The organism is Flavobacterium sp. 2 (assembly GCF_049949195.1).
GTDB lineage: Bacteria > Bacteroidota > Bacteroidia > Flavobacteriales > Flavobacteriaceae > Flavobacterium.
In genome coordinates this window covers 2,287,053-2,301,218 of sequence record NZ_CP188206.1, presented here as the reverse complement: position 1 = coordinate 2,301,218, position 14,166 = coordinate 2,287,053, and the positions used below count along the sequence as shown (strand labels likewise).

Below are 14,166 nucleotides of genomic sequence, written 5' to 3'. Positions count from 1 at the left end.
ATCTTAAATTTAATTTTTAAATAATTAAAAATCAAATAATTAAAAAAAAAATGATGTGTTTTTGTAATGTATAAAAATTTGTTTTGATGTGTTTTTGTAGTGAATTTTACTTGTTGATAGTAAAAAAATAACATTATTATTGCATTAAATTACTAATTAATTAACCAAAATTTTTAGAAAAATGAAATTAACAAAATTACTTGTTTTTTGTGTTTCATCTTTGTTATTCTCGGTTATGGCTGTGGCTCAGGATGTCACAGTAAACGGGATGATTAATGATGAAAGTGGGATGCCAGTTCCAGGTGCAACTATTGCATTAAAAGGGTCTAATAAATCAACTGCATCAGATTTTGATGGGAAATTTCAAATCCAAGCTCCTTCAAATGGTGTTTTGACAGTTACTTTTATTGGATATACTACAGTTAGTGAAGCTGTAAATGGCAGATCAAAAATTACAATTCAATTAAAGCCAGAATCTCAATCTTTAAATGAAGTTGTGGTGGTTGGATACGGTACTCAAAAGAAATCAGTAGTTACTGGAGCAATCTCTAGTGTTAAAGCTGCAGATCTTGAAAAAGTTCCAAATGGTCGTGTTGAGCAAGCTTTACAAGGTAGAGCAGCAGGTGTTTCTGTAGCTTCAACATCAGGTCAGCCTGGATCTACTGCAAAAGTACGTATTAGAGGTATAACTACATTTAGAGAAGGTGGTAACGATCCACTTTGGGTAGTTGATGGAATTGTAATTGATGCTGGAGCTACTGGTTTTATTAATCAGTCTGATATTGAGTCTATTGAGGTTCTTAAAGATGCTGCTTCTGCTGCAATTTACGGAACTCGTGCTGCAACAGGGGTTATCTTAGTAACAACTAAAAAAGGTAAATCAGGTAAAATTACTGTAAACTATAATGGTTTTGCTGGAGTTTCTGCACCTTCTAAAAAATTAGATTTATTAAATGCAGAGCAGTATGCAACAATAATGAATGAAAAATTAGCTGCTGATGGAAATCCTATCAGATATGCAAATCCTGCTGCCTTAGGAAAAGGTACTGATTGGCAAGATGCTATTTTTAACAATCAAGCATTCAGATACAATCACGAATTAAGTATTAGTGGTGGTGGCGAAAAATCTACTTTTTACGCTTCGTTTGGTATTCAAGACCAAGAAGGTATTGTTACAACAGACATTTCTGGTTATAACAAAAAGAATTTCCGTTTAAACTCGACTCACAAAATTTCTGATTATTTTACGTTTGGACAAACTTTTGGATTCACAAGACAAAAATCACAAAGTTTAGGAAATACTAACAGTGAGTTTGGAGGACCTTTAAGTTCTGCAATTAACTTAGATCCAACAACTCCATTAGTTGTAACAGATCCTGCACTTGCAGCAACAGCTCCATACAATAACCCATTGGCTATTCGTGATGCAAATGGTCATCCTTATGGTATTTCACCATGGGTAGGTCAGGAGATGACAAATCCAATCGCATATACTCAAACAAGATTAGGCGGTTATAACTGGTCTGATGATTTAGTTGGTAATGCTTATATGGAAGCTAATATAACAAGTCATTTGAAATTCAGAACGACTCTTGGAGGAAAAATTTCTTACTGGGGAAGCCAAGGTTTCACACCTTCATTTTTCTTAAGCAATAACGTTAATTCTGCGAGAAATAATTACACGCAAAACAATGAGAAAACATTTGCATGGACACTTCAAAACACACTTAATTATTCGAATAAATTCGGAGATCACAATGTAAGTGTTTTACTTGGTCAGGAAGCTTTATCTGAAAATATTGGTGGTACAATAGGTACTACGATGTATGGTTTGCCAATTACAAATTATCGTGATGCATCTTTTAGTTTTGATGTGCCTCAAACAGACAGAACAAGCTGGTCTAGTGATAAAGATGTTCATAAATTGGCTTCTTTGTTTGCACGTGTAAATTATGATTACAAAGAGAGATATCTTTTTACTGGTATTGTTCGTCGTGATGGTTCTAACCGTTTTGGAGAAAATAAAAAGTGGGGAGTTTTCCCTTCATTCTCAGTAGGATGGGTAATTTCAAAAGAAGGATTCTGGAAAGAAAATGAATCAGTAAATAGTTTGAAATTACGCGGTGGTTACGGAGTTGTAGGAAATGATAATATTGATCCTTATAAATATCTTCCTGTTGTTGTTGGAGGATACAACTATACTATTGGAAATTCAGGTAACATTACAACAGGTTATGCTAACTCAACTTTACCAAATCCAGATTTAGGATGGGAAGAGACTTCTCAGGCAACTGTTGGTCTTGATGCAAGATTATTTAACGATTTCAATTTAACATTAGATTACTTTAAAAAGAAAACTAGCGGAATCTTAAGAGATGTTGTAATTCCTGGTTATGTTGGTGTAGCTGAATCGCCTTCTGCTAACATTGCTGATATGAACAATAGTGGTTTTGAAATTTCATTAAACTATAAAAAGAAACTTGGAGATTTTAATTTAGGTATTACTGGAAACTTCGCTACATTGAAAAATGAGGTGACTTATATTAACACAAATACTGATTTCATCAATGGAGATGCAAGTTTTCAATCAATGGGACCTGTTACAAGAATACAAGTTGGACACTCTTTCAATGAGTTCTATGGTATGAAAACTAATGGAATCTTCCAAAATGAAGCAGAAGTTGCAGCATACAAAAATTCAGCTGGTGCTTTACTTCAGCCAAATGCTAAACCAGGGGATTTCCGTTGGGTTGATGTTGATGGAGATGGTGTAATTGATCGTAACAAGGATAAAGAATTTTTAGGAACAAATATCCCTAAATCTACATTTGGACTTACTGTAAATCTTGATTACAAAAACTTCGATTTCATGGCTTTCGCTCAAGGTTCTGCAGGAAGCAAAATTTTCCAAGGATTAAGAAGGTTAGATATATTGAATGCTAACTATCAAACAACTGCTTTAGGCCGTTGGACAGGTGAAGGTACATCAAATGATTATCCAAGATTGACTAATAGTGACCCTAATGGAAACTTTAGCTCAATGTCAGACTTCTATCTTGAAAGCGGTAATTATGTGCGTTTGAAAATTGTTCAATTAGGATATACTTTACCATTAAAAATATCATCTAATGTTGGAGCTGATAAAATTCGTTTTTACTTAAATGGTGAAAATCTTATCACATTTACTAAATACACAGGTTACGATCCAGAAATTGGAGGACAAGTATTTGGTGTAGATAAAGGAGTTTATCCACAAGCAAGAACGATAATGTTCGGAGTTAACGTTCAATTTTAATAAATATTAGCATTATGAAAACAATAAAATTTAAATATATATTCTGTGCGGTCGCTATGGCTGCAATAGGATCTTGTTCAGAAGATTTTGTAACAACTACTCCAAAGGGAAAATTAAATGCAGAAACGTATTACTCAAATGAGTCAGAAACTTATGCTGCATTAGTAGGAGTATATGATCCATTAAGAAAAAATACTGGTGGATTCGAAAACATTGTAGCAATGATGAATGCTGGTTCAGATGATTTCTGGGCAGGAGGTGGTAGTGCTACTGACGGTCAAGGTATTCAAAATTTCTCGAGCCATTCTCTTACGGCTCTTTTCATCCCAGCAAGTTTCTGGAATGATCACTATCAGGGTATTTACAGAGCAAATGTTTTATTGTCTAAGTTGCCAAGCGCTACAATGTCTGATGCTGTAAGAGCTAGATTTACAGCAGAAGCTAAATCGCTACGTGCACTGTATTATTTTAACTTGGTTAGAATGTTTAGAAATATTCCTCTAATCTTACAACCATTAACATCTTCAGATATTTACAGTCCAGAGCAGGCTAAGCCAGAAGATGTATACGCTCAAATTGAAAAAGATTTAAGAGAAGCAATTCCGGTTTTACCTGGAACTGTTCCTGCTACTACAGAAGCTGGACGTATGACTAAAGGTGGTGCACAGGCTTTATTAGGAAAAGTATATCTATATGACGGTAAAAAGGCTGAAGCAGCTGCAGTTCTTGCAGAAGTAAATGGTACGCCAGGAGGTACTAATCAATATGGTAATAAGTTGTTAGCTAAATTCAGTGATTTATGGGTTGTTTCTAATAAATTCAATACAGAATCACTTATTGAGGTAAGCCACAGTAGTGCTGGTAACTCTGACTGGGGATTCTGGGGATCTGGAAGAGACGAAGGAAACTCATTAAATGTTATGGTTGGACCAAGAAGTTATACAAGAGCAGCAAATTCTGATGCACCAGACCTTCCTTCAGGATGGAGTTTTAGCGTTCCAACGCAAAAATTGTATGATGCAATGAAAGATGATCCAAGATTTGCTGCGACTATCTTAGATGTAAAAGCGTTAAAAGCTGCTGGAAAAGCAGATTACATTGCTGCTAACCAGGATACAGGATATTTCTTGAATAAATTCTTGCCTAGAATGTCTGACGTTCGTACTGGTGGTGGAGCTGCAGAGTTAAACTACAAACAAGATTCATATATCATCAGACTTGCTGATACTTATTTATTGGAAGCTGAAGCGTTAGGATCTGGGCCAAGAGCTCAAGCCTTGTTAGATGCTGTTAGAGCAAGAGTTGGATTAGCACCAGTTCCTGTAACATTAGCTGCTATCAAACAGGAAAGAAGAATGGAGCTTGCAGGAGAAGGACACAGATTCTTTGACTTAGTAAGATGGGGTGATGCTGCTACAGCTTTAGCTGACAGAGGTTTCAATGCTGGTACAGATGAAATTTTCCCAATACCTTTTGTGGAATTGACAGGTACTAAATTGAAACAAAATCCTAACTATCAATAAACGATTAACCAAAAACCAAAAAAGATGAACCTAAATATAAATTTAAAGAAAAATGTATTCCTAATGCTAGCAGTAGCATTAGGAACATTATCAAGCTGTGATGATGACGCTGGAAGCGGAAATGGTTTAACAGCATCTAACGTTGATGCTTCATTTACTATTACTCCAGTTGCTGGTGCAGTAAATACTTATCTGATGACTGCACAGACTAAAGGTGTTATTGGTTCGAAATGGGACACAGGAGACGGAGCTTTGATTGGAAAAAATACTCAAGTTATTTCATTACCAGATGCAGGAGCTTATACGATAACACATACAGCAATTGGTGCTGGAGGAGCAACAGGAAAAGCATCTTTACCACTTGTAGTAGCTACTTCTGATCCTGTGAAAGGTAACCTTGTAAAAGGAGGTAAATTTGAAACTGCAGCCGATCAGGCACAATGGACAGTATGTAATCTTAGTGCAAATGGAGCAGCTTTTTGGTCTTTCGCTAACAAAAGCGCTACACTTCATTCACCTGGTGGATGGGCTCAAGAAGGAATTTATCAGGCAATTGATGTTGTTAAGGATAAAGAATACACAATTGACATGTTAGTTTCTTGCCCTAGCGGTTCTGATGAAACTTGGTTTGAAGTTTATGCAGGTAAATCAGTTCCTAAGTCTGGTGTAGAGTACAAAGACAATAAAGTTATGGGATTAAGCACGTGGGATGGTTGTGCAAAAGCAGCATTTTCAGGTTGGCTATCTTCTGTAGGTTGTGTTAAAAATGATGCTACAGGGACAGTTAAAAACGTTGTTAAATTTGATACAACAGGAAAAATTTATCTTCTTATCAGATGTGGAGGTAATACGTTTACTAAGGACGGAATTACTGTAAGCAAAATAGAAATGAGAGGAAAATAATAAAGTTTAAGTTAAGTTTAAGTTTGGTTGTAAATAGCCCATAATCGTTATGAGTATGGGCTATTTTTTAAATCCTTCCTTAAGCTGTCAGAAAATGAGTTTCTGAGAACTTGTATTTATAATTAATATAACAAGGAAAGAATGAAAAATAATAGTTTTAAGATTCTATGTTTTTTGTTTTCAGTGGCAGCTTTTGCCCAGCCTAAAGCAAAAAATGAATTTACAACCAACGGAAAAAAAGTAACCGTATATACTACAGCTGAGAATTCTAATTTAAGATTAACCTCTACTGATAATTTGACTTTTTCAGCATCAAAACAACCTCTTGAAATAGAATCTTCAGTTTTTGTTGAGCCATCAAAAAAGTTCCAGACTTTTATGGGAATTGGTGGAGCTATCACAGATGCAAGTGCAGAAATTTTTGCTAAACTTTCAAAAGAGAAACAAGCTGAATTTTTAGATGCTTACTACGATAAACAAAAAGGAATAGGCTATTCTTTGCTAAGAACAACGATACAAAGTTCTGATTTTAGCAGTGGAAGCTATTCTTATATCGAAGAAGGCGATAAAGATTTAAAGACTTTTTCTATTGATCATGACAGACAATTTCGTATTCCGTTAATTAAACAAGCAATTGCAAAAGCAGGTGGAAAACTAACAACTTACGTTGCTCCATGGTCGCCAAATGCTTTCATGAAAGACAACAAAAATGTTCTTAAAGGCGGAAAATTATTGCCTGAATATTATCAGACGTGGGCTAATTTTTATGCAAAATTCATAAAAGCTTACGAGAAAGAAGGAATCCCAATTTGGGGAACTTCAACTCAAAATGAGCCAATGGCGGTTCAAACTTGGGAATCATGTATTTATACTGCTGAGGCTGAAAGAGATTTTATCAAAAATTTTCTTGGACCAACTTTGAAAAAAGAAAAATTAGGTAATGTAAAAATTATTGCATGGGATCATAACCGTGATTTGATGAATTACAGAGCTAATGTTATCTACTCTGATCCAGAAGCTTCAAAATATGTTTGGGGAATGGGTTTTCACTGGTACGAAAACTGGTCTGGAGGAGCATCAATGTTTGACAACGTAGCGAAAGTAAATGAAGCTTATCCAAACAAAGGTCTTTTGTTTACAGAAGGGTGTGTTGAAAAATTTGATGCCAAAAAATATCAGTTTTGGGGTAACGGCGAAAGATACGGTATTTCTATGATTAATGATTTCAATAACGGAACAGCCGGCTGGACTGATTGGAATATCCTTTTGGATCAAAATGGAGGTCCTAATCATGTTGGTAATTTTTGTTTCGCTCCAATCCATGCTGATACAACGACTGGTGAATTAATTTATACACCGTCTTACTATTACATCGGACATTTCTCAAAATTTATTCGCCTAAACGCGGTACGAGTTAGTACTGCGGTAAGCAGAAGTGCATTATTGAGCACTTCATTTTTAAATACTGATGGTACAATGGCAACAATTGTCATGAATCAATCAGATAAAGAGATTACTTATAACTTAATTATAGCTGCTGAAAAGACTGTAGTTAAGATTCCTGCGCATGCAATACAAACGCTTGTATATTAATATTTTATTTGTAAATGATGAGGGTTGATTTGAATCATCCGTATCGACCCTCAATTTACTTTTTAATTAAATCATTTTTTTTGAAAGTACAATGAAAGTCATAAGCAGCATTTTAATCGCCCCAATACTATTACTGCAATTTAGTTGTAATTCATCAAAAATTGCAGATGCTTCTGCGGTTTCTGGTTCCAAATCAAATAAAAAAATTCAGGTTTACACTACAGCCGAAAATACCGATTTGAAATTATCATTATCAAATAATTTCATTTCAAACAACACATCACAACAAACAACTACATCAGTATCTATAAATATAGATTCTGAACATACAGATCAGACTTTCCTCGGAATTGGTGGCGCAATTACAGACGCAAGCGCCGAAGTTTTTGCTAAGTTATCTCCAAAAAAGCAACAGGAATTTCTAAACGCTTATTACGATAAAAATAAAGGAATTGGCTACTCATTAGCCAGAACAAACATACACAGCTGTGATTTCAGCAGTGATAGCTACACTTATATTGCAGAAGGTGACAAGGAATTGAAAACCTTCAGCATTGACCACGATCGAAAATACAGAATTCCACTTCTTAAAAAAGCAATCGAAACAGCCGGCGGGAAATTAACCTTATTTGTCAGTCCGTGGAGTCCCCCAGCTTTCATGAAAGACAATAACGATATTTTGCACGGCGGCGTTTTGTTGCCAGAATTTGCACAATCTTGGGCTAATTACTATGTGAAATTTATTAGAGAATATGAAAAAGAAGGTATTCCGGTTTGGGGATTAACCATCCAAAATGAACCAGCGGCAAAACAAAGATGGGAATCTTGTATTTATACACCTGAAGCCGAAAGAGATTTCTTGAAAAATTTCCTTGGGCCTACTTTACAAAAAGAAGGACTTGCTTCTAAAAATGTAATTATCTGGGATCATAATCGCGGCGAAATGCTCGAAAAAAGAGCTAATCTGGTTTTCTCCGATCCTGAAGTTGCAAAATTTGCTTGGGGAATTGGATTTCACTGGTATGAAACCTGGAGCGGCGGCCCACCAAGATTTGAATCAGTTGGAGAAGTTCACAAAGCTTTTCCAAATAAAGGACTTTTGTTTACTGAAGGCTGCGTCGAAAAATTTGATGCTTCAAGATTTCAGTTTTGGGGAAATGCAGAACGTTATGGCCTAAATATGATTAATGATTTTAATAACGGAACTGTAGGCTGGACAGATTGGAATATTCTTCTAGATCAAAATGGAGGACCAAATCATGTAGGTAATTTCTGTTTTGCACCAATTCACGCTGATGTTACAAAAGATGAATTAATCTATACGCCAATGTATTATTATATTGGACATTTCTCAAAATTCATTCACGCAAATGCTAAGCGCATAACTCAGACCATTAGTGATAAAACCCTTTTGAGTACGTCGTTTAAAAATACTGACGGAAAAATTGCCACTATTGTTATGAATCAATCCGATAAAAATGTTGTTTATAATTTAACTAACGGCACTTTAAAAACTACTATTACTATCCCGGCACACGCTATACAAACGATTGTTTACTAGCCGTCTATTAACTAAAAAACTATAAAAATGAATCTTAATTTTAAAACCACTATAAAAGCATTATTTTTTGCTTTAGCAGTATTTGCTCAGGTAAAATGTTCATCTTCAAACGATGCAACTGATCCACCACCTGTAACTCCTCCAGTTGTAACTCCTCCTGTGACAGTTACAAACGACGTTGATTTCTGGCTGACAAAAGGAGATCAAAGTGTTCTTTTAGCCAAACAAGCAACAACTTTAGGATTTGGAACAGTGGTAAATACTAATGCCAATATCGAAGTTAATGCCACTCAAAAATACCAAACAATAGATGGTTTCGGTTATACTTTAACAGGTGGAAGCGCTGACATGATCAATCAATTGACAGCAGCTAAAAAAAGTGCTCTTTTACAGGAATTATTTGGTTCTGGAGAAGGCTCAATAGGAATAAGTTACCTAAGAATCAGTATTGGAGCATCAGATTTGAATGCAACTCCTTTTACTTATGACGATCTTCCAACAGGAGATACAGATTTAACGCTTGCAAAATTTAGTTTAGATAAAGATAAAGCGGGTGTAATTGCTCTTTTGAAAGAAATTCTGGCTATCAATCCGAAGATTTTGATTTTGGCAACGCCTTGGTCAGCTCCAGTTTGGATGAAAGATGTGGATAGTTTTAAAGGGGGAAAATTGCAAACAAAGTACTATGATGTTTATGCAAAATATTTTGTAAAATATATTCAGCAAATGAAAGCTGAGGGAATTACAATTGATGCCGTAACACCTCAAAATGAGCCTTTGCATGACGGAAACAATCCGAGTATGTATATGTCTGCAGCAGATCAGGCTATTTTTATTAAAAACAACTTAGGCCCAGCTTTTAAAGCGGCAAATCTTAATGTAAAAATTATTGCTTACGATCATAATTGTGACAATCCAAATTATCCAAAAGCAATTTTGGCTGACGCCGATGCTTTTCCTTTCGTAGACGGTTCAGCATTCCATTTATATGCTGGAGATATTAGTGCCTTAACAAATGTTTACAGTTCTTATCCAACTAAAAATGTGTATTTCACTGAACAATGGACATCTTCTGAAGGAAGTTTTAGTGGTGATTTAAAATGGCATGTTCGTAATGTAATTATCGGTTCAATGCGTAATTACAGTAGAAACGCACTAGAATGGAATTTAGCGAATGATGGTGGTTACAGACCTCATACTGATGGAGGATGCAGCATGTGTAAAGGTGCTTTAACGATAAATTCGAGTGAGAGCATTCAGCGTAATGTTGCTTATTACATTATTGCCCATGCTTCAAAATTTGTTCCTGCTGGTTCTGTTAGAATTGCAAGTAATAACAGTGGAAATCTTCAAACTGCTGCTTTCATTACGCCATCTGGATCAAAAGTTTTAATTGTTGAAAATGATGGAACAGCTAATGAAACTTTCAATATCAAATTCAATGATAAATGGGTTACATCGTCTCTAGATGCTGGAGCAGTTGGAACTTATACTTGGAAATAATCAAAAGAAAATAAAATCAATTTTCAGATGAAAAAAATAATTATAGCATTCCAGCTTTTGTTTTCAATCGCTTCTTTCGGACAAGGCTTTTTACATAGAGACGGACAGAATATTGTTGACGGAAACGGCAAAAATATAATCTTAAGAGGTCTTGGTTTAGGAGGCTGGATGGTCCAGGAAGGATATATGTTGCAGACACAGCCATTTGCTAGTCCGCAATATCAAATCAAACAAAAAATTCAGGACGTTGTTGGAGAACAAGGAACTAAGGAATTTTATGCCGCCTATAAAGCAAACGGAATCACAAAACGAGATATTGATTCATTGGCGAAATGGGGATTTAATTCTGTTCGCCTTCCAATGCATTACAATCTTTATACGCCATCAATTCAGGAAGAAAAAAATGGAGAAATAACATGGATTGAAGAAGGTTTTACTATCACAGATAATCTATTGAAATGGTGTGCCGAAAATAAAATGTATTTGATTTTAGATTTGCACGCCGCACCGGGAGGCCAAGGAAATGATGCCGCAATTTCGGATTATGATACTACAAAACCATCACTTTGGAACAGCGAAGCCAATCAGAAAAAAATGATTGCTTTATGGAAAAAGTTGGCTTCTCGTTATAGAGACAATCAATGGATTGGCGCGTATGATATTATCAACGAACCAAACTGGAATTTTACAGGAACCAATAAAAATGGCTGTGATGAAAATTCAAACGGACCATTGCGAGATTTGATGGTTGCAGTAACAAAAGCAATTCGCGAAGTAGATCCAAACCATATGATAATTATCGAAGGAAATTGCTGGGGGAATAATTACAACGGAATTTTTCCTTTATGGGATGATAATATGGCGTTGAGTTTCCACAAATATTGGAATTATACTACTCAAGGTTCTATCCAAAAAATGCTGGATTACAGAAAAGAATATAATGTGCCAATTTGGATGGGCGAAAGTGGAGAAAATTCAAATGTTTGGTTCAAAGACGCTTTGACTTTAGTAGAAAGCAATAATATTGGATGGGCATTTTGGCCAATGAAAAAAATAGAAAATATTGCGGGAGTAACTTCGGTAACCAAAATTCCTGAATATGATGTTTTATTAAAATATTGGAAAGATGGCGGACAAAAACCAACTCCTGAGTTTGCAAAAAAAGCCTTAATGAAAATGGCCGAAAATTACAAAATGGAAAACGTAACAGTTAAACCAGATGTAATTGATGCAATGTTCAGACAAGTACAAACAAACGATACAAAACCATATAAAAAACATGTAATTCCTGGAAAAATTGCTGCAACGCAATATGATCTTGGAACAAATGGATACGCTTATTCAGATAAAGATTTTATAAACTACAGAGTTGAAACTGGAAAATTTGACGATTGGAATAAAGGAAATACCATGCGAAATGATGGTGTAGATATTTTGCCATGCAAGGATTCTGGATCAAATGGTTATCAGGTTTCTTTTATTGAAGATGGCGAATGGCTGCAATTTACTTCTGAAGTCAAAAAACAAAATACTTATAAAGTAGCGATTCGTTATTCAAGCGAAAAATCAGAAGGCAAACTTCATTTTGAAACGGCAAACGGAAAAAAATCAGAATCAATTGTACTTCCTGCAACCGGAGGAAACGACAAATGGAAAACAGTTGTATTAACTGGAGTTCAATTAGAGGCTGGAACAAATAAAATAAAAGCAGTTTTTGAAAAAGGAGGCTTCAATTTGAATTATTTGGATTTTTCGGAAGGAAAAAAATAAGCTAAAAAAACTAACTAAATAACTAAAACCAATGAAACTAAATACTTTAATAAAAAAAGCAAGCTTTTTAATAGCCTTGTTATTCGTCTGTCAATCCTGCAGTAGCGGTAATGATGGCGGAGGCGATGCGCCTGTTGTAACTGGTCCGTCAAATCTTTCTGTTCAGGTGGACGTTGTTGGAAAAACAGCCGAAAAGCCCAATGGCGACGGAAGCGGAAAGGTAAAACTTACCATTTCAGCATCAAATGCTACATCTTATAAGGTAGTGATTGATAATCAGTTAAAAGAAATTTCAACGGGTGATTTTACTTATGAATTTACAGCTTCAGGAACTAAAACATACCCAATTATTGTTTCAGCCTATAACGGATTACAGTTTGTAAGCACGACAACTTCTGTAAATGTTTTTGTTGCAAGAAAAATACTTTGGGCAGATGAGTTTGATGTAGACGGAGCTCCTAATAGCGCTAAATGGGGTTATAATACAGGAACTGGCGACGGTTGGGGAAATAACGAATTAGAATATTATACTACTCGTCCTGAAAATGTAATTATTTCAAACGGAACGCTAAAAATCAAAGCAATAAAAGAAGAGTATATGGGAAGCCATTATACATCGACAAGAATACTTACAAAAGGAAAGTTTTCATTTAAATATGGTCGCGCTGAAGTTCGTGCAAAGTTGCCAGTAGGCGGAGGAACCTGGCCAGCTTTCTGGATGCTTGGTGACAATATTGATACGGCGCCATGGCCAGCTTGTGGTGAGGTCGATATTTTAGAATCAGTTGGAAATAATCCAAACGTAAATCATTCTTCTTTGCATTCGCCTGGACGTTCTGGAAATACGCCTGATACGGCTACTACGACAGTTCCAAATTCAGCAACAGAATTTCACGTTTATGCAGCAGAATGGAGTGCAGAAAGCATAAAGTTTTATGTAGATGATAATTTGTTTTACACTTACGCAAACAGCAGTTCGACACCATTTAATGCCAACTTTTTCTTGATTTTGAATTTAGCCATGGGCGGAAACTTTGGAGGAAAAGTTGACCCTAATTTTACAAGTGCAACTTTCGAAGTTGATTACGTTAGGGTATATAATTAACATAATTTTTAAATGATTTATTTTTTGTAAAGCCTCGGAAAACCTAGCTTTACGAGATTAAATTTTTTAAATATGAAAACAGTAAATAAAATAGTTTTAGCAGTAATGCTTGTTTTGGCAAGTCAATCTTTTTTTGGTCAGAATCTGAAATTGATGACGTATAATATTCGTTTGGATGTTGCTTCAGATGGAGAAAATGCTTGGGCAAATAGAAAGGAGTATTTTACTTCTCAAATGCAATTTTATAGTCCGGATATTTTTGGAATTCAAGAAGGATTGCCAAATCAAGTAATTGATATTGCATCGGCCTTGCCAGATTATGCCAGATTTGGAATTGGAAGAGAGGAAAAAGGAACGGGAGAAGCAGCTATGATATTTTATAAAAAAGATCGTTTTCAAGTTCAGGAATCCAATACATTTTGGTTATCAGAAACACCAAGTGTAGTTTCCAGAGGTTGGGACGCAGCCTGCAATAGAGTTTGTACTTATGGTCTTTTTAAAGATTTAAAAACCAAAAAGGTATTTTATGTTTTTAATCTGCATCTGGATCATATGGGCGAGGTGGCAAGAGTGAAAGGTGTTGAACTTGTTTTGTCAAAAATTCAAGCAATAAATACTAAAAAATACCCTGTTTTTTTAATGGGAGATTTTAATTCGGAACCAGAGACAAAACAAATTGCCGAAATAAAAAAAGTGATGAATGACACGAAAGATGTTTCAGTAGAAAAACCTTTCGGACCATCTGGAACATTCAATGATTTTAAACACGACAAACCTGTAACCTTATTACTTGATTACATTTTTGTTTCAAAAAATAGCGGACTTAAGATTTATAAACACGCAGTTTTAAGTGATTCTAAAGATTTAAAATATCCATCGGATCATTTACCTGTTTTAATAGAAATAGATTAAA

General features: G+C 35.2%; 9 protein-coding genes. All 9 read left to right on the top strand.

Annotated elements, in window-relative coordinates:
- Nucleotides 1–181 precede the first annotated feature (181 nt).
- The 9 genes from ACNFIH_RS09900 (at nt 182) to ACNFIH_RS09860 (ending at nt 14,165) form a co-directional block, all read left to right on the top strand.
- The gene (locus ACNFIH_RS09900; RefSeq protein ID WP_426486489.1) at nt 182–3,295 is read left to right on the top strand and encodes a SusC/RagA family TonB-linked outer membrane protein; all 3,114 of its coding nucleotides are present in this window, start codon (nt 182–184) and stop codon (nt 3,293–3,295) included.
- Between the two features lie 14 nt (nt 3,296–3,309).
- On the top strand, nt 3,310–4,818 hold the full coding sequence (locus tag ACNFIH_RS09895; RefSeq protein WP_426486488.1) for a RagB/SusD family nutrient uptake outer membrane protein: 1,509 nt from the start codon (nt 3,310–3,312) through the stop codon (nt 4,816–4,818).
- A gap of 24 nt (nt 4,819–4,842) precedes the next feature.
- Nucleotides 4,843–5,721 carry a hypothetical protein gene (locus ACNFIH_RS09890; protein WP_426486487.1) on the top strand — a complete coding sequence of 293 codons (879 nt, stop codon included), beginning with the start codon at nt 4,843–4,845 and terminating at the stop codon, nt 5,719–5,721.
- Between the two features lie 141 nt (nt 5,722–5,862).
- Nucleotides 5,863–7,314 (top strand): glycoside hydrolase family 30 protein, encoded by a 1,452-nt coding sequence (locus ACNFIH_RS09885; protein ID WP_426486486.1) that lies wholly within the window; start codon nt 5,863–5,865, stop codon nt 7,312–7,314.
- A gap of 91 nt (nt 7,315–7,405) precedes the next feature.
- Nucleotides 7,406–8,875 (top strand): glycoside hydrolase family 30 protein, encoded by a 1,470-nt coding sequence (locus tag ACNFIH_RS09880; RefSeq protein WP_426486485.1) that lies wholly within the window; start codon nt 7,406–7,408, stop codon nt 8,873–8,875.
- A 27-nt stretch (nt 8,876–8,902) separates the two neighbouring features.
- The gene (locus tag ACNFIH_RS09875) at nt 8,903–10,378 is read left to right on the top strand and encodes a glycoside hydrolase family 30 protein (protein ID WP_426486484.1); all 1,476 of its coding nucleotides are present in this window, start codon (nt 8,903–8,905) and stop codon (nt 10,376–10,378) included.
- A gap of 27 nt (nt 10,379–10,405) precedes the next feature.
- Nucleotides 10,406–12,148 (top strand): cellulase family glycosylhydrolase, encoded by a 1,743-nt coding sequence (locus ACNFIH_RS09870; RefSeq protein ID WP_426486483.1) that lies wholly within the window; start codon nt 10,406–10,408, stop codon nt 12,146–12,148.
- A 31-nt stretch (nt 12,149–12,179) separates the two neighbouring features.
- Nucleotides 12,180–13,253: a glycoside hydrolase family 16 protein gene (locus ACNFIH_RS09865; protein ID WP_426486482.1), complete on the top strand. Its 1,074-nt coding sequence runs from the start codon at nt 12,180–12,182 to the stop codon at nt 13,251–13,253.
- Between the two features lie 72 nt (nt 13,254–13,325).
- On the top strand, nt 13,326–14,165 hold the full coding sequence (locus tag ACNFIH_RS09860; RefSeq protein ID WP_426486481.1) for an endonuclease/exonuclease/phosphatase family protein: 840 nt from the start codon (nt 13,326–13,328) through the stop codon (nt 14,163–14,165).
- The last annotated feature ends 1 nt before the right edge of the window (nt 14,166 follow it).